We start from the raw sequence: 22,727 nt of genomic DNA, 5'->3' as shown, positions 1-22,727 counted from the left end.
ACGCGGAGAGCGATGCCGGAAAGGCGTGGACTTCACAAGGGAACCTCGAGGTTCGGGTGTGGACCTGGAGAGGGTGGTTCCGTGTGTGTTCAGGGCTGCCAGCGTGCGCTTGGAACGTTGCTGCTGGCATACCCCGATGCTAGGTTGACGGCACCCTAGCGCGCGCTGCGACGGGCGGGGGCGGTAGAGAGCTTCATACCGAATGGCACGTGACGCCCATATCCCGCTCGCTCTCTGGGTCTCCGTGGCGATCCTGGCGCACATGGCGGGCGGGGGCAGCGCGGTCCAGGTGGCGCGTGAGCTCGAAGATCGGGCGGAGTGGCGCCGGATGGTGTTCTCGCTGCGTGACGGGCTCCGTCACCCGGACACCACGTTCGAGATCTTCACCGATCTGAACCCGACGCCGGACATGCCGCCGCCGCCGAGCACGACGCCGGAGAAGGGTGACGCAGACCAGGCGGACGAGGAAGCGACGCCCGATCCGGACGCGAAGCCGGATCCGAACGCGCCGCCGGATCCGAACGCGGTGCCCGATCCGAAGGCCAAGAAGCCGGAGGAGAAGCCGAAGCCCAAGGAGCCGCCGAAGCCTCCGCCGAAGAAAGAAGAGCCCAAGAAAGAGGAGCCGAAGCCGGAGCCGCCGAAGCCAGCGCTGCCGCCGCTCACGCCTCCGCCGCCGCCTCCGATGGCCGCGGCGCCTCCTCCGCCGCCGGAGCCGAAGAAGGACGAGCCGAAGCCAGAGCCGCCGAAGCCCCCCGATCCGATCGAGATCGATCGGCGCCTCGCGGTGAGCCAGCACGTCGAGAAGGAGCAAGAGGACAACCCGAACGCGAACCGGATCGCGGATCAGGCCAACAAGGTCGAAGAAGAGACCATGGCGCAGATCCGGTCGAAGGATCAGGACGATCCGAAGCCGTCGCCAGGGCAGTCCGCGGGGCCGAAGGACAAGGTCGGCGACAGCGACGAGGAGAAGAGCGCGCAGAGCGAGGACAAGGCCGGCGACGAGACGAAGGCGCCTGGTGAAGCCGCGCCGGACAGCCGCACGGCGGAGCACCACAACCCGGCGAAGGAGTCGCCGTCGGCGTCCCCTGTTCCAGCGCAGAAGGAAGGGCCGCCGCCGAGCGCGCCCGCGTCGGTGGCGGGTGGGCCGAAGGGGGCGGCAGGGCCAAAGGCACCGCGTCCGGAGCAGCCGGCGGAGAAGGGTTCGCTGGGCGGTGCAGGGCCTGCGTCTCCCGAGGCGATCGCGGCCGACAAGGGGGGCTACACGCTGGATCCAGCGAACCCGGGTGGTGATGGAAAGAGCCGCACCGCAGGGCGTCGCCGGAAGCCGAAGCCGTACGAGCCGCCCGTGAAGGTGGGCTCGATCGGGCTCGGCGCACCAGGGACGCCGGGGGGACCGAACCTGAACTTGAGCATGGCGGGTGTGGAAGCGGCGGTGGGGCACGAGACGCTCAAGAGGGAGCGCGCTGCCGAGGGGGCGTCACGGCGGAGCCGTCACCGCGGCTCCTGGGAGACGAACAAGTGGGAGCGGTGGCGGGCGGCGATCGAGAACTACGATCCGACCGTCAAGGTGGGGAACCAGACGGCGCTGAACGCGGCGCGGGTGCCCTTCGCGACGTACATCAACCGGATCCACAACCGGCTGCACCCGATCTTCGCGGAGGAGTTCCTGGCGTCGCTGGACGACCTGTCGAAGTCGCATGCGTTCAACAATCCGAACCTGGTGACGCACCTGGAGATCGTGCTGGCGAAGGACACGGGGCGCATCGTGCGGCTGGGGGTGACCCGGACGAGCGGGCTGACGGCGTTCGACATCGTGGCGCTGAACTCGGTGCACCGGTCGTCGCCGTTCGGCGAGGCGCCCGAGGCGATCGTGAGCCCGGACGGGAACGTGTACCTGCACTGGGAGTTCCACCGCGATCCGTTCGACGCTTGCACGACCCGCAATGCGCGCCCGTATCTGCTGAAGGGGGGCGCCGCGCAGCCAGCGACGCCGACGCCTCTGCCGGAGAAGAAGCCGCGCGGTTCCTCGGAGGGCGCGCCGGGTGGTCCGCCGTCGTCCCCCTTGTTGCCGCTCAAACGCTGAAGGACCCGTGAAGGCGGCAACGTCCGGTTCTACGTCCACTTCGCCCGTCGCATCCGGCGCATCCGGCGCATCCGGCGCTGCCGCCCACGGTGCGCCCCGTCGCACGCTGACCGCGGTGCCTGCGCTGCGGTTCCTGTGGCCGCTGGCGGCGCTCGGGGTGCTGGCGACGCTGATCGGGAAGATGCTGGCGCCCTCGATCGGGGGCATCACGGTGGGGCTGGAGGGGCTGGTGCTCCAGCTCGATCGCGCGGGGGGGATGCTGTCGCAGCTCTTCGCGCTGCTGGCGGTGGTGGCGACGTCGTCGCTGGTGTCGCTGGTGTCGCAGAGCCGGAGCCCGATCGCGCTGCGGGTGTTCGCGGTGATGACGTCGTCGCTGGTGGCGCTGGAGGTGATCTACGCGTCGGGGCGCGAGCGGGTGCCCGAGGTGATGGCGGTGTTCATCGCAGGGATCGTGGGGACCCTGGCGCTGGTTGCGGCATGGGACGCGCGGCGCGCGGTGTTCTCGCGGCACGCGGCGCTGGTGCTCGGGCTCCTGGGGCTCGGGGGGCTCCTGCGGTTGGCCGGTGCGCTGCTGGCAGTGCGCGCGATTGCGACGTCGTCCGTCGCGGTGGGCAGCGTCGCGCAGGGGCTCTCGACGGCGGCGTTCGTGCTCGATGGGCTGGGGGCGCTGGTCGCCGCGGCGGGGCTCGTGAAGCGGCGGGATCCGAGGGCAAGCGCGGGGTCGGATCAGGCGCCGACGTCGTCGCCACTCCTGAGCCCGATGGTGCTGCTGGCGCTGGGGCTCGCGTTCGTGGCGACGCGCTACGCGGCAAGTGCCGCGAGCAACGAGGTGCATCCTGGCGAGCTGCTGGTGTTCCGGATGCTGGATCGGCTGGTGGTGCGCCCGCTCCCGACGGCGCCGCTGGGGGCGCAGCATTTCGTGGCGGCGCTGTCGTTCGTGATGGCGGGGTTGGCCCTCGCGGTGCGGCGTCCGACGCCGGCGCTGTCGGCGGTGGTGGCGCTCGCGCTGCTGTCGCGCGGTGCCGTGGGGGCGCCTCTGGGAGCGATCTCGCTGTCGCTGGCGTCGATGGGGATCCTGCTGGCCGCGCGTGATGAGCGCGGTCTGTGGGCGGCGCTGCTCGGTGCGGACCGAGGGCGTGCCTCGGGTGGTGGGCACGGCGAGAAGGCGGAAGGACGCGGGGAGGAGCCGGCTGCGGCGGAAGGCGTGGAGGCGCAGGCGGAGCCGGGGGCAGGGGCGCAGGCGGAGCCGGACGCGGAGCTGCAGGACGGCGCGAGGGACGGCGAGGGAGAGCGCTCCGGCGATGCTGACGTGCGCGGTGACGGCGTGCGCGCGGGAGATGCTGGGGCCGGGGAAAAGGTGCGGGAGGACGGAGTGGAGCGGTGATGTCGTCGACTCCCGTGCAGTGGTCTCGTGGGGGTGCTGTGTAAGGGTCTCGCCGGTGGGCTGCGTGGTGGTCTCGTGGGGGGCCGCGACGAGGGGCGATGGCGACTCGCGAGCGGGGTGGAGTCTCTGGAAAATCCAGGAGGGGCGATGGAATGGCGGGGGGCACGCCGCGTGAGGGTGGGGCTTCATGCCGCGGGTGCGTTCGTTCTCCGCGGCGGCTCGCCGCGCCCGCGGCAAATCGCCGCGCTTCGCGGTGTGCGCCGGTCGACGAGGAGGGGCCAGTCAACCGTCCTCGGCGCGTTTTTCGTGGGGTTTTCGGGCGCAAGTGGCTCCCCGGGGCGCGGACGTCGCGCTAGGCTCCGCCCGCGATGACGTCGGCGCCTGCTGCCACTTCCACCGTTGCGATGAACGAAGCCGTCCACGGCCGTGACGCTCCACCTCCGCCTGCGGGAGCGTCGTCGATGGTCCGCGACATGGTGCGGCTGACGAAGCCCCGGGTCACCGCGATGGTGGTGGTGACGATGCTCGGGGGGATGTGGGTCGCGAGCCGGTTCGAGCGCGCGCTCGGGGGGGAGGTGCCTTCGATCGGGACGCTCGCGCTGGCGCTGCTCGGCACGGCGCTGGTGGTCGGCGGCGCGAACGCGCTGAACATGTACATCGAGCGCGATACGGATCGGCTGATGGCGCGGACCCGTGAGCGTCCGCTGGCCGCGCGGCGGCTCTCGCCCGAGGTGGGGCTCGCGTTCGGGATTGCGCTGTCACTGGTGTCGGTGCCACTGCTGTGGTTCGCGGTGAACGCGGTGACCGGCGCACTCGGGGCGCTGGCGTTGCTGAGCTACGTGCTGGTGTACACGCCGCTGAAGCGGAAGACGTCGCTGGCCTTGCCCATCGGTGCGGTGCCAGGGGCGATCCCGCCCTTGCTGGGCTGGACGGCGGTGACGGGGCGGATGGACTGGCCGGGGCTCCTGCTGTTCGGCGTGATGTTCCTCTGGCAGATCCCGCACTTCCTCGCGATCGCGACGTTCCGCTGTGAGGACTACCGGCGTGCAGGGATGCGCGTGCTGCCGGTGGAGAAGGGGGACCGGGCGACGCGGGTCCAGATCGTGCTGTACAGCGCGGTGCTGGTGATGGTGTCGGCGATGCTCTCGGTGTCGGGTGTGGCCGGGCCGGTGTACCTGGTGGCGGCGCTGGCGCTCGGGGGTGGGTTCTTCGCGCTGGGCGCAGCGGGGCTGCGGCCGACGGCAGGGCTGGGCTGGGCGCGGCGGCTGTTCTTCGGGTCGATGATCTACCTGGTGCTTCTGTTCGCGGCGCTGATGGCCGGGTTCTAGGAGAAGAGGGGATGTCGAGCAGCAGCATGCCATCCGAGGAGCTGGAGGCACCGCAGGGGATCGGTGGGGCGACTGGTGGCATGTCCGCGGGGTCGGGGCGAGGTGGGCTCGGGGCGCTGCGGAAGGTGCTGTGGCTCCTGGTGGTGTGCGCGGGGGTGGCCGTCGCGGTGCTGCTCTCGACGCGGAGCCGCGGGATGATCGAGCCCGACGTGCGCTTCCCGTTGCCCCCGTTCGAGCTGCTCGACACGGAGGGGCAGCGGTTCGGTCTGGAGCAGCTCCGGGGCAAGGTGTGGGTCGCCGATTTCGTGTTCACCACCTGCCCGACGGTGTGCCCGAAGCTGACGGAGAGGATGGCCGAGCTGCAGCGCCGGACGGAGCAGCACGGGGACGCGGTCCATCTGGTGACCTTCACGGTGGATCCGGAGACGGACACGCCCGAGGTGCTCGGTCGCTACGCGACGAAGAGCGGTGCGGTGAAGGGGCGCTGGACGTTCCTGACCGGTCCGCTGAACCAGATCGAGACGACGGTGGTGCAGGGGTTCAAGGTCGCGATGGGGCGCGCCGAGCCCGGCGATGGGATCATGAACATCTTCCACGGGGAGCGGCTGGTGCTCGTCGATCGTGAGGGGACGATCCGGGGCTACTACCAGGCCGACGACGAGGGGATGGAGAAGCTGCTGCGCGATCTCGGGGTGCTGCTCGAAGCATCCTGAGGCGGGGCATTGCGATCCGAGTCCAGCGCGATCGCGAGGCGCTGCTTCGTCGTGCGCTGATCCGCGTGCGCGCGCGATGCGCTTCCGCTCCGCGAGGAGGTCACAGCTCGATCGCGAGGCGCTTCATCATCTTCTGAAGTCCGAAGCGTGAGAGGCCGAGGAGCTTGGCGGCCTGGGTCTGGTTGCCGCGGGTGCGGGTGAGGGCGTCGCGGACGAGGGTGATCTCGAGGGCGTCGATGCGCTGGCGGACGTTGAGTCCGAGTTCCTGGGGCTGGGCGGCGGTGGGGCGGGTGAGCTCGGGGGAGAGGTGCTCGACGTCGATGGGGCCGTCGGAGAGGACGAGGGCGCGGCGGGTCTCGTTCTCGAGCTGGCGGATGTTGCCTGGCCAGGTGTGGGCCATGAGGCGCTCCATGGCGGCGCGGTTGATGCGCTCTCCTCCTTTGCCGTGCTTGCGGAGGAAGTGCTGGACGAGGAGGGGGATGTCGCTCGCGCGGTCGCGGAGGGGTGGGATGCGGAGGAGGATGATGTTGAGGCGGTAGAAGAGGTCTTCGCGGAAGGTGCGGGCGCGGACCATGGCCTCGAGATCGCGGTGGGTGGCGGCGATGACGCGGACGTCGACCTTGCGGGTGCGCTCGGAGCCGATGGGGCGGACGAGGCCGTCTTCGAGGATGCGGAGGAGCTTGGTCTGCATGGAGAGGCTCATCTCGCCGATCTCGTCGAGGAAGAGGGTGCCGCGGTCGGCGACCTCGAAGAGGCCGGCGCGGGGGCGGTCGGCGCCGGTGAAGGCGCCGCGGACGTGGCCGAAGAGTGCCGACTCGAGGAGGCTCTCGGGGATGGCGCCGCAGTTCTCGCTGACGAAGGGTTTGTCGGCGCGGGGGCCGTTGTCGTGGATGGCGCGGGCGACGAGTTCTTTGCCGCTGCCGGACTCTCCGGAGAGGAGGACGGGGATGTCGGCGGTGGCGACGCGATCGACGAGGCGGAGCATGGCGAGGAGGGGCTCGCTCTCGCCGATGAGGGTGCCGTAGCGGTGGCGGGTGCCGCGGTGGCCGCGGGCTTCGGCGAGCTGGCGTTCGGCGATGTCGAGCGCGGTCTCCTGGCGGGCGAGGGTTTCGGCGAGGCGGGCGGAGGCGCGTTCGGCGCGGCGGGCGGTGCGGCGGAGGAGGACCTGGTCGCGGGCGTCGGCGATGGCGAGGGCGGCGAGGGCGGCGATGGTGCGGGTCCATCGGAGCTCGTCGGGGCCGAAGGCGCCGCGGCGGACGCGGTCGTCGAGGTAGACGACGCCGAGGGCTTCGCCGCGGGCGATGAGGGGGACGGCGAGTACGCTGCGGAGCTTGAGGGCGTGGACGCTGTGGTGGAGGCTCGGGAGTTCGCCGGCGGCGTCGACGGCGATGACGGGTTCGCCTGCGTCGAGGGCGCGTCGGGCGAGGGTCTGCGAGAGGGTGAGCTGCTCGGGGCCGAGGTCGGCGCGGGCGAGGTTGCGGGCAGCGCGAGGGCGGAGGTTGCCGTTGGGGGCCTTGAGGAGGAGGAGGCCACGCTCGACGCCGGTCCACATCACGAGGGCGTCGACGACGCGGTTGAAGAGGGGGCCGAGGCGCTCGCGATCGCCGAGGGAGCCGACGAGGGCGGCGAGATCGCGGGCCTGCTCGGGTCGGAGGTTGTCCTGGGGGGCGACCTGCGCACGGGTGATCCAGGGGAGGAGGCGCACGGCGTCGGCGATGGAGGAGGGGGGGACGGGGAGCTGGCTGTCGAAGGTGGAGAGGGCGGCGCGGTCGACGCGGCGGAGGAGATCGTGGGCGACGTCGGTCAGCGAGGCGAGGAGGCGTCGGGCTGGTTCGGTGGCGCCGAGGCGTGTGGCGAGGTCGAGGCCGGCAGCGAGGGCAGGGCCGCGGGCGGCGACCGGGGCACGGGCGCCGGAGAGGGCGTGGAGGGCCTGGAGGACGAGGTCGCCGCGCTCGGGGAAGATGGGGGCCGTTGGATGGAGCTGCTGGAGGGCGCGGGCGCCCCACCAGTCGAGGCGCGCTGCTGTGCTCGTCGGGGAGTCGCCACCCGCGAGGGTGTCGAGGGTCTGGATGCGGCGTGGGTCGAGGGTGAGGGAGCGGTGGCGGAGCAGGCGGGCGCCTGCGCGGAGGGCGTCGTCGCCGTCGACGTCGCCGAGCAGGTGGGCGGCGCGCTCGGCGGCGTGCAGACCTTCGTCGAGTTCGGTCGGGGCTTCGGGGGCGGTGGTGGCGTCGCGGCAGGGCAGGACGTCGGCGATGGCCCACCAGGCGTAGGCCTCGGCATGGGTGTCGTGCGCGTCGCGGGCGCGGGCGATGGCTTCGTGCGCGGCGCGCGTGGTCTCGTGGATCATGCCGGCGGTGGCGTACGCGGCAGCGCAGGCGAGCAAGGCGCGCGCGGCCTGGGCGGGGCGGCCGAGGTGCTCCCAGAGCAGCGCCGCCCGGGTGGAGGTGGTGATCGCGGCGCCGAGCTCGCCGAGGTCCACGGCGGAAGCCGCCTCGCCCGTGCGGTAGGTGGCCTCTTCGACGACGGCGCCTGCGCGGACGGCGAGGTCGACGGCGGCGCTGAAGGCCGCGTGCGCCGCCTCGGGATCGTGGCCGTGCAGCGCATAGCCGCGGAGGGCGGTGGCGCGCGCGCGCTCTTCGGCGGTGGATGCGAGGGCCGCTGCGCGATCGACCTCGGCGAGCGCGCGGGGCTCGTCGCTGCGTCGGATCGCGCAGAGGGCGCGGATCTCGCAACAGGAGGCCGTGAGGGTGGTACCCACGAGGCGCTCGGCGTCGTCGAGGTGGCCTTCGTCGATGCGGAGCCGAGCCAGGGTCGCGCTGGCGCGGCCTTCCGGGTCGGTGTTGGTCCGGCGCGCGGCGTCGGCGCGAACTTCTGCGAGGGTTCGATCGCCCGCCCGTCGCAGCACCTCGGCAGCCAGGGCGGCCGTCTCTGGTGCGTTCGTGGCTTCTTGACGGAGCACCAGGCTCCGTGCGCGACCGACCTCGCCGAGGCGACGGAGCGCGTCGGCGGCGGCCACGAGGAGCACAGGGGGAACGCTGGGGAGGCGCTCGATGGCTTCGAGCGACAGGGGATCGGGGGGGACGCGCGTGATGGCGAGTGTGAGCTGGGCGGCCGTGGCGGCGTCGAGCGGCGCGTCGTGCGTCAGCGTGGCAGGAGTGGGGCGGGGGGCATGCTCGTTCCCGAGCGCCGCGGACTCGACGTCGGCAAGGGTCCAGGCGCGCGGCGGGATGCGGTAGGCCAGGTGTTTCAAGGCCGTGGCGAGTGTCCGCTCCGGGATCGCAGTGAGCGTGCCGAGCGGCCACCCGGCGGCGCTCGGTCCGACCAGCGCCGTCAACCAGCGGGCGAGGCCGTGGTGGTCGAGGGGCTGTAGCTCGCAGGCGACGGGAGACGGGGCGCCGCTGAGCGCACGCGCTCGCCGCACGAGCTGGATTGTCTCTCCGAGCCACGGCGCGGTGTCTTCGTGGGCTCCCGTGGCCCGCTCCAGTTCCATGCGTCGGAGCCGCAGGTAGGTCGCGCGGATCCGCCTCGGGTCGCGCTCCTTTCGGTCGCGCTCGGTGGCGTCGTGGCGCGTCGTGGCGTCGTGGCGCGTCTCGGAGGGGCCAGGGAGCGGGACTTCACGAGTCCCGCTGGTGGTGTCGTGGTCGGGAGAGGCGGGAGGCGCGGTGAGGGAGGCCGCGTCCGTGACCCAGGCTGCAGAGGGGCGCGCAGCGGGGCTCGGGGAGAGGAGCGCGCGGCAGATCATCTGGAGCCGAAGGCCCTGTGGTGAGGCGCCGTGGGCGCCCAGTCCGCTCGGGGAGATCGCCTCTGCGCGGGCCTCGCGGAGCGGCTCGCTGGAGGCTGCGACCCGAGGAGAGGCCATCTCTGCGAGCAGGACACCGAGCGCGAGCAGGTCGCGCGCGCGCGCATCCCCCATGTCTGCGTCTTCGCGCGCGAGGTAGCGGAGCGTGGCTCCTTCCACGTCCGTCTGATGGAGGGGACAGGCGAGACCGAGATCGATCACCTGGATCCGCCTCTCCGGCGTCATGAGGAGGTTGTCGGGCTTCAGATCTCCGTGCGCGAGGCCGAGCGCGTGCAGGTCCGCGAGCGCCTCTGCGACGTCACGCGCGATGAGAAGTGCGAGGGAGGTAGGGTCTTCCGTGCCCTCCGCCACCCTGGTCAGCGGTCGGCCTTCCACCCAACGGAGCGCGACATATGCCTGCTGGTCTTCGGGGCTCCAGCCGACGTCGAGCAGCTCGGGGAGTCGGGGAGAAGGGGCGAGGGCTGCGTGCATCGCCTCTCGCGCAAGCACCTCTCTCCCGCTCGCCTCCCGCGCCAGCTTGAGCGCGACGAGCCGTCCCGTCCCGAGTTCCGTCGCCCGCCACACCTCCGCCGAGCCACCCACGCCCGCCCGCTCCAGCAAGGCGAACCGAGATGCCAACGTAGATGACGGATGTCCGCGATGCTGCACCCCCATAATAGTCCAGAATGGTAGGGGCGATGTCAACTCGGTTGCCCTGGCGATGGGCGCGTTGCCGTCCGCGGTCAGCTCTGGTGTACTTCGGGGGCGTGTCAGACTCCGAATCCGACTTCGACTCAGACACCGATTACCGTCGGACGATCGTGACGATCGGGGCGCCTGCGTCGGGTTCGGACGAGCCTGCAGGGCCTGGAACGGCGTGTCTGGTGATCATCCGCACGCTCTCGGGTGCGGGTCACGGTCCTGATCTCGGGAGGCGTCTGCCGCTCGGTACCGAGACGATCGAATGCGGGCGGTCCATGCAGTGTGACGTGCCTCTGGACGATGACGCGGTGAGTCGACGGCACGCATCCGTCAGCTGGAGCGGCACGGGCTATCTGCTGCGCGATCTCGGCTCGACGAACGGGACGTACGTGAACGACGTGGCCGTGAAAGAGCGGGTGCTGCGCGACGGCGACCAGCTCAAGATCGGGCGGACCATCTTCAAGTTCATGCAAGGCGGGAACATCGAACTCGCGTACCACGAGGAGATCTATCGGCTGATGACCTGCGACGCGCTCACGCAGGTCCACAACAAGCGGTCGTTCGATGCCGCGCTCGAGCGTGAGGTCTCTCGCGCGACGCGGTACCAGCGGCACCTGTCGCTCATCGTGTTCGACATCGATCACTTCAAGCGGATCAACGACACCCGAGGTCACCTCGCCGGTGACGCTGTGCTGCGGCAGTACGCGGCGCTCGTGTCCTCTCACATCCGACGGGACGATGTGCTGGCGCGGGTAGGGGGGGAGGAATTTGCGCTCATCCTGCCGGAGATCACGCAGGAGAGTGCCTGCCTGGTGGCGGAGAAGCTCCGGTCCTTGATCGCAGAGGCGTCGTTCAGGTTCGAGGAGGTGGAGATCCCTGTGACGTCGAGCTTCGGCGTGGCGAGCATTCGCCCCGACGCGCCTTGTTCGACGCTGGAGCTGTACCGGCAGGCCGACGAGCGGCTCTACCAGGCGAAGCGTGACGGTCGAAACCGGGTGATCGGTTGACGGGTCACCAGCGCCTCACGGCTCACTCGTAGGGAGGTTCGGCGCAGTCGCGGATCGGAGCGCCGAGGATGATCCACGCGGTGATGATGTCGATGTCGCCGCCGTCGACGCGCGGGACGATGCTGGCAGGGTCTACGTCGGGCAGGTTCGGGTCGTGCAACCAGAACGAGGGCGTGCGCTGCGGGGGCATCGGCAGGCCGACGACGACGGAGGTGTGGAGGCGTGCGAGTTCGCCTTCGAGCTGCATGGCGTCGTCGGGGTCGAGGGTATGATCGATGGCGTTCGGGCCGATGAGCAGCTTGTAGAGCAGGTAGCTGTTGCCCGGGTTCTGTGGATCGATGATGGGCATGGCGCGGCCGAACCGACGCGGGCTGAACTCGGGTTCGTCGGCATGCTCGCCCGTCTGCGTCTGGTGCGCAGTCTTGCCGATGGCCGTGCGCTGGATGAGATCGCTGTTCAGCAGGCTGAGGCCGGAGCCCGCCGTGTCCGGTGAGGCGTGGCAGCCAGCCCCCGAGGAGCAGCGCCGGAGGTAGGGCTCGACACCCGATCCCCAGAGCGTGCACTGCTGTCGGCAGGCATCGTCGGTGCATTGCGCGAGGCATGCTGGATCGCGGCGACAATAAAAGTCGCTCTGAGGGAGGCGCTCCTGGGTCGCGCCCGGGGGGCTCTCTGGGAGCACGGAGAAGTCGAACTGCCGGGTGGCTTGCAGGGGAGCGTCGTCGAAGGCTCTGAAGCCAGAGGCGTCCTCATCGGAGGGTCGGAACGCAATGAGTCGGTACTTCTGTCCGGGAGCCAGAGGTGGCTGGTCCGGTCGCTGCCGGTAGATCACCTCTCGCTCGACGGGGTTGTACGTGGGCTCGAGGAGCAGTCGGGTCGCGGCTGGGAGCTGCTGGCACTCCGAGGAGGTGCGGATGGAGGCCGTCAGCGCGGAGTGGATGCAGACGGACTGTCTGGTCGCAGTGCTGGGGGAGAGGAAGCGGTCGAACTTCAGGATGAAGCTCGCGGTCGGGAGGACGCGCGTCGAGCCGTCGGCAGCGAGTGGGTTGCGTCGAGGCTCGAGGGCTGTGTCGAGGTCTGTGGTCGCGCGGACCTCAAGGAGTGTGAGTGGCGTGAGGTCCGGAGGCTGGGAGCCGGTCATTCCCCAGTCGCAGCCCGTCGTCGGGGTGAGGGTCGCGAGGGAGAAGGCGAACCGAAGGACGAGACGTGGTGTCGAGGTCAGCTGTCCGAGTAGATAGAGAGCTGCTCGCGGACGACCTTCTCGTTGATGCCCGACTGGATTTGCTCCTTCAGGCAGTCGGCGAGCGTGATCAGCATATCTTCGACGCCCTTCTCCTCGATCAGCTTCGCCAGCAGCTGGCGAGCTTCGCGGCCATCGTCTTCCCGCAGAAAACCACGGACCGTTTCCAGGGTGATCTCCCCCTGAAAATCGAGGTAGAGATTGTCGAGCAGGTACTTGATCAGCTCCTTCACGCCCACTCTCCTTGGCGTTCCCGGCATCCATTGCAGGGGGTACGCGCCCTTGGCTATACCCGCCGCCGGAAGGATGACGCAAGGAATATCCGGTCGTCTGTCGACTTCTCATCGACAGTTCCGAAGGAACGAGTCGTTCGACTGGTGGCACACGAGGCATGGTCGCGGGTTCTTCGTGAAGGCCGCCCTGCACTTGTGCTCGAAGCCGAGCGGGTGCGGGTTCACGCCCTGTCCACCCGACAATCCCTTGGTCGCGTGACACGTGACGCAGTCACGCTCGGTGTGACACGAGACGCACGCGTTGAGGTTGCGCTCCGCTTCCCAAGCATGATGCTTGGCGCCACGCGGTGCGAGCGTCCACTCGGCAGGTGGTGGGTGAAATCTTCGACCGACCGGTCGGTTGCCGCTGGCAACGTCGCGGGCGACACCCGTGCGTCGATGACAGTCCGCACAGAACGTCTGCTGTTGATGGCAACTCACGCAGCGTGGGTTGTCTTGCCGCGCTGCCTGGGGATGCATCGATAGCCAGTCGTTCGGATGCACCTTGCGCGGTCGGACTCGGCCATCGTGGCAATCCGCGCAGTATTGAGGGGAGTGGCAGGAGGCGCAGAGCTCGCTGTTGGCGCCTGCAACGATCTTGTGCCGCTCGATCCAGTCGGCTGTATGCGCTGCGTTGTGAAGCCAGCGGGGCGGCAAGAGGTCGCCCGTGGAGAAGGACTGCACGAGGCGGCCGTCCGGCTGGGTGAGGTGACAGACGGTGCACTCACCCTTGGCTTCGCCTTGCGCTGCGCCACTCATGTTGTGGCACGTGAAGCATCCCGCCATGCGCGGAAGCTGATCCCGTGTGGCCAGCTCCAGCTCACCGACCTGACCGTGACACTGGCCGCACTGGATGTTGCGGGCGAGGTGTTTGTCGTGGGGGAAGCGGAGGTTGGCGTGTGGAATCACGACGTGCGCGACCTTGCCCCCTGCGCCGGCGTTCTCGCCGAGGTGGCAGTAAGAGCACTGGCCGTTGGCATCTGTTCCCGCTTCGACGTGGTTCAGGTCTCGATGATCGACGTCATGGCAGCTGTCACACTGGGTGCCTGCAGGGAGGAGGCGGTCGGTGACGGTTCGGCTGGTGAAGGCTGCCGCGTGGCATGACTTGCACGGCTGCTTCAGTTCCTGGACGTGCTTCCTGTGGTTGAAGCGCAGGGGGATGGTCTGAGGCGGGAAGATCTCGTCGCTGGGGACGGGGCTGACGGCGGTGCCAGGGGGCATGAAGGCGAGGGGCACTTCGGCGTCGCCAGGAAAGGGGGAGAGGCCCGAGTTGTAGGCGTCAGAAGGAGGCGCCTGCGCGGGCTGAGGGGGGGGAGAAGGCGCCGAGGGGGGAGCCGCCGCTGGAGGGGAAGGGAGGGCAGGAGCGACGCTGGAGGGGGCGTGGAAAGAGGGGCTTGGGGACGATGTGTCGGCGTCACCTGTGGCCTGCTGTGATGGGCGCGACTGGGCCGCGGCGGTGGGGGAGAGCAGCGCCAGGACCAGGGCGCTCATGCACACGAGCAAGGCGAGCCATGCGGGGAGGGGGTGCTCCGCTCGTGAGGCTCCGCTCTGGGTGGTGCTTCGCTGGTCGGCCATCATCGCGAGACCCGAAGAGAGAGTGCCCCGAGCACACGGAATCGGTGGCCGACCAAGCGGTTCATGTCGTGCTCCCACTCCAGGCGCATGTCCGCCATCTGGAGCAGCCGGTAACCGGCGCCGAGCACATACATGAACGAGGTCGCGCTGCGATCAGGGCGCAGTGGGTCGTCCCAGTCGTACAGTGAGACGCGGGCGTTGAAGGCATAGCGGCCGCCGTCGAGCCGCTTCTCTCCGCTCAGATCGGCTCCAAGGCGGCGACCTTGTTTTCCGGCCTGCAGCATGGCGCGCAGGCCGAGTTCTGCGCTGAGGAGGCGGTAGCGTCCGGACAGGTTCGCAAGTGCGTCGGCGCTCAGAGAGGTTGTGCGGTTTTCTTCTGCGCGGGTGTAGCTCTTCAGTGAGTCGGTCTCCGAGAAGGCGCCGTCACATGTGGAGATCGAGAGGCCGAGCTCGGCACATTGCCCTCTACGAAAGCTCTCCGGGTCTGCATCGGTGGACCAGCTTCTCACGCCCCCTGATGCCGCGATGTCGAATCTCTCGGAGAGTCGCATGTTGACGCGGCCCGTGGCAGTCGTGATCGGGCTTCGCGTGAACCAGTTCCAGATGGAGTCAGCGTCGAACGTGGGGACGAAATAGTCGACGTCGACACCTCCCGTCAGGCGTTGACCGAGGTACAGGTCGATGCTGCCCTGTGCCATGCCGACGAGCTGGTTGTAGAGATCGTAGGAAAAGCCGCCTTTGAGCCCGCCCACCGAGGGGAGGTTGGCGCCAAGTTCATAGCCGATGCGCTCCTGCGAGATGCGAACCTCGTCGAGCGTGGGATAGTTACCGGAAGCGCCTGGGAACTGTTGGGTGATGGAAGCCGCTGTGTTGTAGACGCGTCGGTACGTGAACCTGCCATGGGCGAAGCTCAGGCCCGATGTCTCGAGCGCCACGCCGAACGCAGGAGCGGGAGCGGAGAACTGGTAGGACGGGTAGGTGGTGGAGTTCGGTTGCCCTGCCGCGGCCCCGAAGCGGGCATGGCTGCCCCGCCAGATTCCTTGGGGTTCATACCGGGATGTCGAGAGGGGGAGGCCACCGCGCTGTTCGAATCCGCCGTAGATCTCGGCTTGCACGAAGTAGGGGGTGGTCAGCTGCACACGGGCTCCGTCGAAGGACCACCAGCCGAGAGCGTCGACGATGTACTGGCGCCCCAGCCGGAACCCGAGCCAGCCGTCGGCGAGGCGTTTGCCTTCGACGTAGCCGAACATCACGTCGACCAAGGCGGCTTGGTAGCCAGGTAGGTAGCGGGCGCCGCCGCCGCGCGCATAGTCCGTCTCACCGCCGGCATCTGCGCCGGAGAGATGGGCGTTGGCGCCGAAGTCAGCGTCGAGCCGCAGCATCATCATCACCGAGTAGTCGGGACGATTTGGGCTGTGTTGACCCTGAAGGTTGTACAACCCGAGGGAGATGGTCTGAAGCAACCGGCGTCGATCCAGGTTGGGAGAGCCCCAGGGGCTAGTCACCTCGTACGCCTGAGTGAGCGTCGTCGACTGGAGTTCGACATCGACCGCCCGAGCTGGGTGTGTCGTGAAGAGGGAAGCAGCGCCGGTCACGAATGCGATGAACCGCACTCGTGGCGTCGTAGGTCGAGTCATGTCGACCGTCGTCGCTTTCTCGCCAGGACGAGCTCCACGTCAGTGCTCATGAGCGCGAAGAGCTGGCGCACACGACACATGGAGAAATGGTCGTCCAGCTAAGCTGACGCTGTCAACGGGGTGGTGGATGTCAGCCGAAGCCGGAGCCGCGCTGCACTCGGCCACTGTCTGCGATGACGAAGCCACCCGAGTCCCTCAGGGCTTCTCGTGCTGCGCTTCTCAGTTCTTCAGGAATGATCCAGCCTCGACCCATCAGCCCTTCCGCAACCTTGTTCTTGATGCGGACCGACTCTTCGGTGGTGATGGCTTTGATCAAAGCAGGGACGCTTTCGTCACTCCCCTGGGCGAAGGTCGTCTGGACGGCGTGAAAGCGCACGGTCTCGTTGACGTCATCCAGGAAACGCTCGACGGCCTCTCGAATTTCGCCACCACTGAGCCCTCCCAGCGCGGTGATGATCTGCTGCTTGGGCTCAACGTTGCGGGTGTACTCCGTATCGAACATCTCGAGCAGAGAGATGAGTTCATCGCGGTACTCATCATCATCGAGCAACGAGCGCAGGATCTTGATGGGCCATGAGAGGGTCTCGGCCTTGATGCAGAAGTCTCGGATGGCAGGGATGACGCCTTTCCCAGCATCCGCCACGCCCTGGAAGGCCACTTCCTTCTCATCTTGATCGGTGATGGATGGATCGATGGTGAAGGTGAATCGCTTCAGAAGGGCACTCGCTGCGTCGACACTCTTCATCGACGCCAACGTTTGGATTGCCTCGATGCGATCGTAGGCCTGCGCGCGCTTGTCGGCAGCGACCTTGGCGTAGCTTGCGACCTTCTTATCGAGCGGGGGAGCGCTCGAAGGCGCAGAACTTTTGCGAAGGAAGTCGAAAATACCCAACACTACCTCCGGCGGCACGCCGCCATCCGGTGCCGAGCAACGCTCGAGCTAGATGGAATTTGAGACACTGGGTGAGGGACTGTCGTCCCTGTGGCGGAGGGCAGGATAGCACCTGACCGCGACCTTTGGAGGCCACGGTCAGTTCGGCATCGCCTAGTCCTGAATCTTCACCTTGGTGGGAAGGAAGAAGGTGAGGTTGAGGGTCAGCAGGCTGTTGAAGAAGAACTGCCGATCCTCACTGTTCACGGCGGTGTCAGGAAAATCGCCGTTGGGCCCACCACCGTAGTTGTCGAACCCGGAGGTGTTCCAGGAGAACGGAAGCCCTCGGTACTCGACGCCAAATCCGAAGAAGTTGGTGGGATAGAAATTGATCCCGAGCCCGAATGTCGGAGCAATCGCCAGTCGACTCTCCAACGAGAAACTCTCAGGGTTAGAGCAGGGAGTTCCCGAAGAGCCGCACTCTCTCCTCTCCTGAAGACCGACAAACGCAGGTCCTACGAAGATGTTTACGTCGGTGTCGACGAAAAGCTCGGCGAACAACGCCAGCTTTCCGCGAAACGGTACGAAGGTGAGCTGTGGAGCGGCGATCCACTGCATCCGACCCAGCTGATCTTCCGCGAGGTTCCCTCTCGTCAAGTTACCAGCGGTGAGCCGGCATGCCTTGGTGAACTCGCGGTTGGCGCAGTCGCGTGCATTGACTGCTTTCTCCTGGAGTTCATCGGTGAGGTTGGTCGTGTACTGGAAGCCGAAGCCTCCCCACACGCCAACTCCCAGCCAATCTGTGAAGTGATAAGTGGCGCGCAGACCTGGCATGATCGTGCGCTGGTACTCATCGAGAAGAGAGAACGAGACGCTCGGACTGAGCTCCACGCGGCCTTCCCGATAAAGCCGGAGCTTGCGCACTGCCGGTGCACCGGCGAGTGGTCCCGTGAGCTGAATTTCCTGCGCCTCCGCCGGCGAGGTCGCCATCAGTACCGCACAGCCAGACAGCGCCGCGAGCACGCTGCAGAGGCCTTTGACGAATCGACGCATCATGCCTTCCCCGTCGTTGGCTGAACCATCCCTAACTTTTCTCTCCGCCCGCAGCCCTACTTCGGCAGCCGGTACTCCCACGTGAACGGCAGGAAGATTGAGATACCAACCTGCGCCTGGACGTTGTTCGTGAAGCTAGTCCCCTCTGCGAGCCAGGTATTGGGATTCTGAGCGTTAGAACGGTCGTCTCCGTCAGTACCTGAAGCGATTGACGGGTTCTCGAGCTTATCGAAGAAGATGTAGTCACTCACCTCGAGCATCGCCGCGAACCAGCGGTTGAAGAAGATGCGCAACCCGCCGCCCACGCGGAACGTGATCTTCGGCTCGAAGTTGAACGTACGGTTGTCAGGGTCCACGACGGCGATCGGGCGAGTCGAAATCGCTCCGACGCCACCCACGACGTAGAAGTCGTAGTGGAAAATGAAATCCCCGAAACCCGCGAACTTTCCATACGCCGGAACGTACGTGAAGTTGGCGTTCGCATTCCAAGCGTACTCGGTGATCGGTTGACCAACACGCGCAGCTCGGCTGGTTTGAAAGTTGAAGTCCGAGACTGAGTTCAAGCCAGCGTAAAAGTTACCGTTGATGCCGACTGCGAGCACATTGGTAATGTACCAGTTGACTGCGAGCCCTGGACCAGGGTGTCCCGCGAACTGGTCATTCATCGTGACCGCCCAGTAGGGGTTCACCTCGAAGCGGTGCCGACGCAGTGCGTAGATCTGCTGAACGGCGTAGACTTCCTCTTTCAGATCCCTCGCCGCAGCCTTGTCCATGTCAATTGACGGACAGGCTCCAGGATCAATCTTGCAGATATCACCTAGACCAGAGTCTCCATCCGCCGGCTCTTCAACGGGGACATCGGCCGGCGTCTCCTCGGGGGCCTCCGGCTCGTCGAGGTTGATCTCTTTTGGTTGTTGCTGAGCCGATGCGGTTAGCGGCACTGCCAGCAGCGCAGCCGCCATGAAAAGCCCCACGCGAGCCTGGTTCATCGCCATCCCTTTCGCAGTCCGTGCGACGTATGGGCGTTCATCGCCGAGGTGAACAGCTCCCTAACTATGCGAATTTATTAAACAAATCGGCCTGGCGCCGAGCCGGACGGACTATATCACGTGAAAAATCGCGCGATCAACAACCAAATCCTCCGGTGCTCCATGCTGGTAAACCTGTCCGAAGAAGTACTGGGGGGTCGGTGCCACCGGCTCCCCGATGCTCGCCTGGACACGGCCCTGGACCCCGTAGTCGGACAACTCCTCTCGACCAGAGTAGGTCATTTTCGGAACGTTACGAGACTGAATGATGCCCGGGTTCACGCGGCGGCCTCCTCGGCTTTGGAGGGGCGACCGAGCATCGCTTCCACGAACTCGTCGGCGTCAAACTCTCGCAGATCCTCTGCTCTCTCCCCGATGCCGATGTATCGAACCGGGACCCCCTGCTCGGCAGTGACGCCCAGGATGACGCCGCCTTTCGCCGTCCCATCGAGCTTGGTCAGGACGATCCCGGTGAGAGGAAGGACCTCTTTGAACATCGCGGCTTGCTGTAGGGCATTCTGGCCGTTTGTCGCATCGAGCACGAGCAGGGTTTCATGGGGCGCTCCATCGAGTGCCTTGGTCATGGTACGCGCGACTTTCGTCAGCTCGTCCATCAAGTTCGTCTTGGTGTGGAGACGTCCCGCCGTGTCTGCGAGGACGACGTCTGCGCCGATCTCCTTCGCTTTCTGTATGGCGTCGAAGAGCACCGCCCCTGGATTGGCGCCGTCCTTGCCTCGGACGACCTCGCAGCCGACCCGCTTCCCCCAGACGGCGAGCTGCTGCACTGCAGCAGCTCGGAACGTGTCGCCAGCAGCCAAGACGACCGTCTTGCCTTCACTCTTGAGTTGAGTGGCCAGCTTTCCAATCGTCGTGGTCTTCCCTGCGCCGTTGACGCCGACGACCATCACGACGGTCGGGCTTGAATCGAGGCGCAGGCCTCCGCCTCCGCTGACATGAAGAATGCGAGCGGCTTGTGCGCGCAGGGCCTCCCATACCTTCTCGTCGTCAGCGAGCTCTTGTCGGCTCAGCGACTCTCGGATGGCGCTGAGGAGGACCTCGGTGGTCTTTACGCCTACATCCGAGGTGAGCAGCACATCTTCGAGCTGCTCCACGATCGAGGGATCGAGTTCTTTCTTGCCCGTGAGCAATGACCTCAGGCGACCGAAGAACCCTTCCTTCTCTCGAACCTTGGAGAGTCCCTTTCGCAGTCCCTCGACATCCTGCTTCCGGGGAGCGGCTGCTTTGGGGGCGACAGCTGGCTTCGTCGGTTTTTTCTCGGAAGGCGTTTCGGCCTTTTTCGAAGAGGGCTCGGCCTTCTTCTCCTCGAGTTGCTCCTCCGCTGTTTTTGCGCGGAGTGAAGCCTCGGTGCTGGGCTTCTCCGATGCGGCCTTCTCGGGCGCGGAAGACTCAGGCTTCTTCTCTCGAGGTGGAGGGGTTTCCGCTTCAGGCTTGGTCGAGACCTGTTCCGTAGAGGTGAGCCCTGCAGATGCTGGTTCCCTCGTGGCGGGGGGAGTCTCGCTTGACTTGACCGACTTGGGCTTCTCGGTCGCACGCTCTTGCCGACCCTTCTTCTCGGCAGCAGAAGGCTTGGCTGGTTCGTCAGGCGTTGCGAGCCTCGGCGACTCCTGCCGCCCCTGGGGCAGCTCTGGCTTCTTTCTCCCGAGGAAGAAGATAACCGCGAGGAGTAGGATCACCCCCAGGATGATCGCGACGATATAGGAAGGTTCCACGTTGGGCGTTCTCCGGCGTCGGGCCGACTATATGGGACGCGCTACGTACGTCAACGGCGCCGGGACACGAGGCGTGGCCCCCGTGGGCTTGAAGCCTCAGATCTGCCGGAACGTCGCCAAGAAAGTCTCTCTAATCCTTGCTTCGTTCAGCGACGAAACCTGGCTCGGCGCTCCGGATTTCGTTCTCGAGGTGTTCGTCAACCACTTTGGGTCCAAATGCTGCTTCCTCGACCCAGCCTGCCCAACGTTCAACATCAGGATCCTTGGAGCGATTGGCGGCTCTACGGACATGTCCGGGCGTCGGTTCAGGAGACGTCTCGAAGGGGGCACCTCGGCGTCTGGCCCAGTGAATGAGGTTGTCGAGGAGCGTTCTGCGGCGGGTGACCAGCGAGATGGCCAGCGTGCTCGGACTCGGGAGGGCCTGGGTGTACGTGCTGTGGTGGGGCGCATCGACGATCAGTCGCGCGTCCTGTCGTGGTTCCGCGTCGAGCGAGAATGCTCCGAACTGGTCGGATGAAGCGCGCGCGACCACCCCATCCCCTTCAAAGGTAGGAGCGACAATGATGATCGTTGCTCCAGCGATGCAGGCGCCATCGTGTGCGTCAGTGATGACTCCGCGCCATCCCCGCGTGCGTCCCTCGGAGTTCACGACCTTCACACCAGCTCGGCCTGTCGGGACGAGTGGAGTGGTCGCGTTGCGTGTGGCCTCGGCAGGTTTGGGGGCGCGTCTCCAGCCGCCGAGGATCCAGCTGGCGACCGCTAGAACCAGAGCGCCGATGCAGATCTGTCGAACTATGCCGGGTTCACGGACTGGTGCCTCGACTTGCAGTGGAGCACCAGCGCGCCACCAAGGTGCTGACGGCACATAGCGGAGCGAGAGGGAGGCGGTGGTATCCGGGCCCGGACTGAACACGGCAAGGAGTCGCGCGTGACCGTTGTGAACCATGGCAGTCCCAACGATCTCGCTTCCACGCAGGGCTTCGATCAAGCCTCCATCCACGGGGCCACGTGATGATGACGCCGACACGTCGATGGCCACACCTTCTTCGGCGTCGGCTGCTTCGATCGGATGAGCAAGAGAGAGAGAAGCCTGTGCGTATCTCAGAATTCGCTGCGTCACTACTGCGCGAACGAGCGCTTCGGTACCCGGAAAGCTGGCGCGTAGCTCGCCTTGTCCTGGGCCGGGTAGAGCCGCCGTGCGTAGGTCGAAGCGTGCCCTTCCATCACCTGATGTGATGGCCTCTCCGAGCCTCTTGCCTGCTTCGTCCTCTAGATGGACGACAAGCCCTTCCCGTTGTTCCAGCGCGCTCTGTTCGAAATGGGGAGGTTGTCGTCGTTCGATGTGAAGGGCGACCACGATCGGAGTCTGCTCTCGATCCAGGTCGATTTCTTCAACAGCTGGAGTGAACCTGAGGGTAACGGGTGACAGCGATGTGCCGGCGACTTCGAGCTGGATCAGCCGCTCTGCGCCGTCGTACAAACTGTTTCCAGCGAACCGGAGACGTAGCCCGCCGGTTGCCAGCTCTGCGCGCCCTCGTATGCAAAAGGTGCCGCGCTCGCTGGTTTCGACCAGGTACCCTTCGGACGAGGTACGCAGAGCCTGGGTGGCTCCCCGAAGACGAACTGAGCAGTTACTAGCTTGGGGCAGGGATGCGCCTGCTTCAGGCTTGCCGACGGGAGCGACGGTGAGAGGGGCCTGGGAAATAGGAACTCCTGCATCGTCTAGCAGCAGCCCTCTCAGAACGAAGGTATTGGACTCCGACCATGAAACAGCCTCGAGCTGAGAGCTTCCACGAACATGTACGCGGTGGTGAGCATTGGACTGTCCCCGAGCCGGAGTTGCCGTCGCCACCGCAGCAAGGCTCAATGCTGCCGTCCACCATGCACGCCGCGCAGTACGTGGTGACGTTGACCTCATGTGAGGCAGTATTCGCCAACCAGCGTCGGGGAGGGAAGTACTTGGTGCGATGCCATGTCGGTGCGGTGGCTACCCCAGACCCGCTCCAGGCTCCTCGACCCGCGTCACGACTTCATCTGTGTGCCGCCCGTCTCGAGGACTTGAAGCGTTGTGTAGAGGAGTTTCGGAAAGAGAGCACGTCGACCGCATGAGAAGCGAAAGCTCCGAGAGGATGACGGGGCCGGGCACGAGGTCAGTGATGCTTGGCGTGGAGGTTTCCCTCTGTTGATCGTCGCCGGTGGCAGTATGTTGGAGGGCTTGACTTCGTAAAAAGATGACGTCGTGGGCGTTCGGCGACGACTTGGAAGAGTCCGTGGGGCATGCGCGACCTCCAGTCGGGGATCGGCTGTCGAGATCGCAAAAACGACCTTT

General features: G+C 66.8%; 15 protein-coding genes. 5 read left to right on the top strand and 10 right to left on the bottom strand.

Going from position 1 to position 22,727, the window contains the following annotated elements:
- Positions 1-202: 202 nt before the first annotated feature.
- The 4 genes from CMC5_RS28810 to CMC5_RS28795 all read left to right on the top strand — a co-directional run bounded on the left by CMC5_RS28810 (position 203) and on the right by CMC5_RS28795 (position 5,508).
- Positions 203-2,083: a prolipoprotein diacylglyceryl transferase gene (locus tag CMC5_RS28810; RefSeq protein ID WP_050433403.1), complete on the top strand. Its 1,881-nt coding sequence runs from the start codon at positions 203-205 to the stop codon at positions 2,081-2,083.
- A 115-nt stretch (positions 2,084-2,198) separates the two neighbouring features.
- Entirely contained in the window at positions 2,199-3,467 is a 1,269-nt protein-coding gene (locus CMC5_RS28805) for an ICP22 family protein (RefSeq protein ID WP_050433402.1), read from the top strand.
- A gap of 404 nt (positions 3,468-3,871) precedes the next feature.
- Complete coding sequence (cyoE, locus tag CMC5_RS28800) at positions 3,872-4,795, top strand: heme o synthase (RefSeq protein ID WP_425394843.1); 924 nt, start codon at positions 3,872-3,874, stop codon at positions 4,793-4,795.
- An 11-nt stretch (positions 4,796-4,806) separates the two neighbouring features.
- The gene (locus CMC5_RS28795) at positions 4,807-5,508 is read left to right on the top strand and encodes an SCO family protein (RefSeq protein ID WP_050433401.1); all 702 of its coding nucleotides are present in this window, start codon (positions 4,807-4,809) and stop codon (positions 5,506-5,508) included.
- Between the two features lie 100 nt (positions 5,509-5,608).
- Here CMC5_RS28795 and CMC5_RS28790 read toward each other — a convergent pair whose 3' ends face one another.
- Positions 5,609-9,925 carry a sigma-54-dependent Fis family transcriptional regulator gene (locus CMC5_RS28790; RefSeq protein WP_050433400.1) on the bottom strand — a complete coding sequence of 1,439 codons (4,317 nt, stop codon included), beginning with the start codon at positions 9,923-9,925 and terminating at the stop codon, positions 5,609-5,611.
- A 179-nt stretch (positions 9,926-10,104) separates the two neighbouring features.
- Here CMC5_RS28790 and CMC5_RS28785 point away from each other — a divergent pair, with 179 nt between their 5' ends.
- Positions 10,105-10,995, top strand: coding sequence for a diguanylate cyclase (locus CMC5_RS28785; protein WP_425394842.1), 891 nt, complete (start codon positions 10,105-10,107; stop codon positions 10,993-10,995).
- Between the two features lie 22 nt (positions 10,996-11,017).
- Here CMC5_RS28785 and CMC5_RS28780 read toward each other — a convergent pair whose 3' ends face one another.
- From CMC5_RS28780 to CMC5_RS28735, 9 genes are all read right to left on the bottom strand, one after another.
- On the bottom strand, positions 11,018-12,133 hold the full coding sequence (locus CMC5_RS28780) for a hypothetical protein (RefSeq protein WP_050433399.1): 1,116 nt from the start codon (positions 12,131-12,133) through the stop codon (positions 11,018-11,020).
- A gap of 77 nt (positions 12,134-12,210) precedes the next feature.
- The gene (locus tag CMC5_RS28775) at positions 12,211-12,465 is read right to left on the bottom strand and encodes a hypothetical protein (protein ID WP_050433398.1); all 255 of its coding nucleotides are present in this window, start codon (positions 12,463-12,465) and stop codon (positions 12,211-12,213) included.
- Positions 12,466-12,573: 108 nt separating this feature from the next.
- Complete coding sequence (locus CMC5_RS28770; protein WP_245677800.1) at positions 12,574-13,995, bottom strand: cytochrome c3 family protein; 1,422 nt, start codon at positions 13,993-13,995, stop codon at positions 12,574-12,576.
- A gap of 83 nt (positions 13,996-14,078) precedes the next feature.
- Positions 14,079-15,692 (bottom strand): hypothetical protein, encoded by a 1,614-nt coding sequence (locus CMC5_RS28765; protein ID WP_245677799.1) that lies wholly within the window; start codon positions 15,690-15,692, stop codon positions 14,079-14,081.
- Positions 15,693-15,846: 154 nt separating this feature from the next.
- Positions 15,847-16,626 (bottom strand): HEAT repeat domain-containing protein, encoded by a 780-nt coding sequence (locus CMC5_RS28760; RefSeq protein WP_245677798.1) that lies wholly within the window; start codon positions 16,624-16,626, stop codon positions 15,847-15,849.
- 135 nt (positions 16,627-16,761) lie between these two features.
- Positions 16,762-17,643, bottom strand: coding sequence for a porin family protein (locus CMC5_RS28755; RefSeq protein ID WP_245677797.1), 882 nt, complete (start codon positions 17,641-17,643; stop codon positions 16,762-16,764).
- Positions 17,644-17,696: 53 nt separating this feature from the next.
- Entirely contained in the window at positions 17,697-18,629 is a 933-nt protein-coding gene (locus CMC5_RS28750) for an outer membrane beta-barrel domain-containing protein (RefSeq protein WP_082363538.1), read from the bottom strand.
- Between the two features lie 317 nt (positions 18,630-18,946).
- Complete coding sequence (gene ftsY, locus CMC5_RS28740; RefSeq protein WP_245677796.1) at positions 18,947-20,398, bottom strand: signal recognition particle-docking protein FtsY; 1,452 nt, start codon at positions 20,396-20,398, stop codon at positions 18,947-18,949.
- A gap of 130 nt (positions 20,399-20,528) precedes the next feature.
- Complete coding sequence (locus CMC5_RS28735) at positions 20,529-21,878, bottom strand: carboxypeptidase regulatory-like domain-containing protein (protein WP_156338928.1); 1,350 nt, start codon at positions 21,876-21,878, stop codon at positions 20,529-20,531.
- Between the last annotated feature and the right edge of the window lie 849 nt (positions 21,879-22,727).

Source organism: Chondromyces crocatus (genome assembly GCF_001189295.1).
GTDB classification, from domain to species: domain Bacteria; phylum Myxococcota_A; class Polyangia; order Polyangiales; family Polyangiaceae; genus Chondromyces; species Chondromyces crocatus.
Note: the sequence above shows the minus strand (reverse complement) of the source record. Positions and strands in the feature narration are given on the sequence as shown.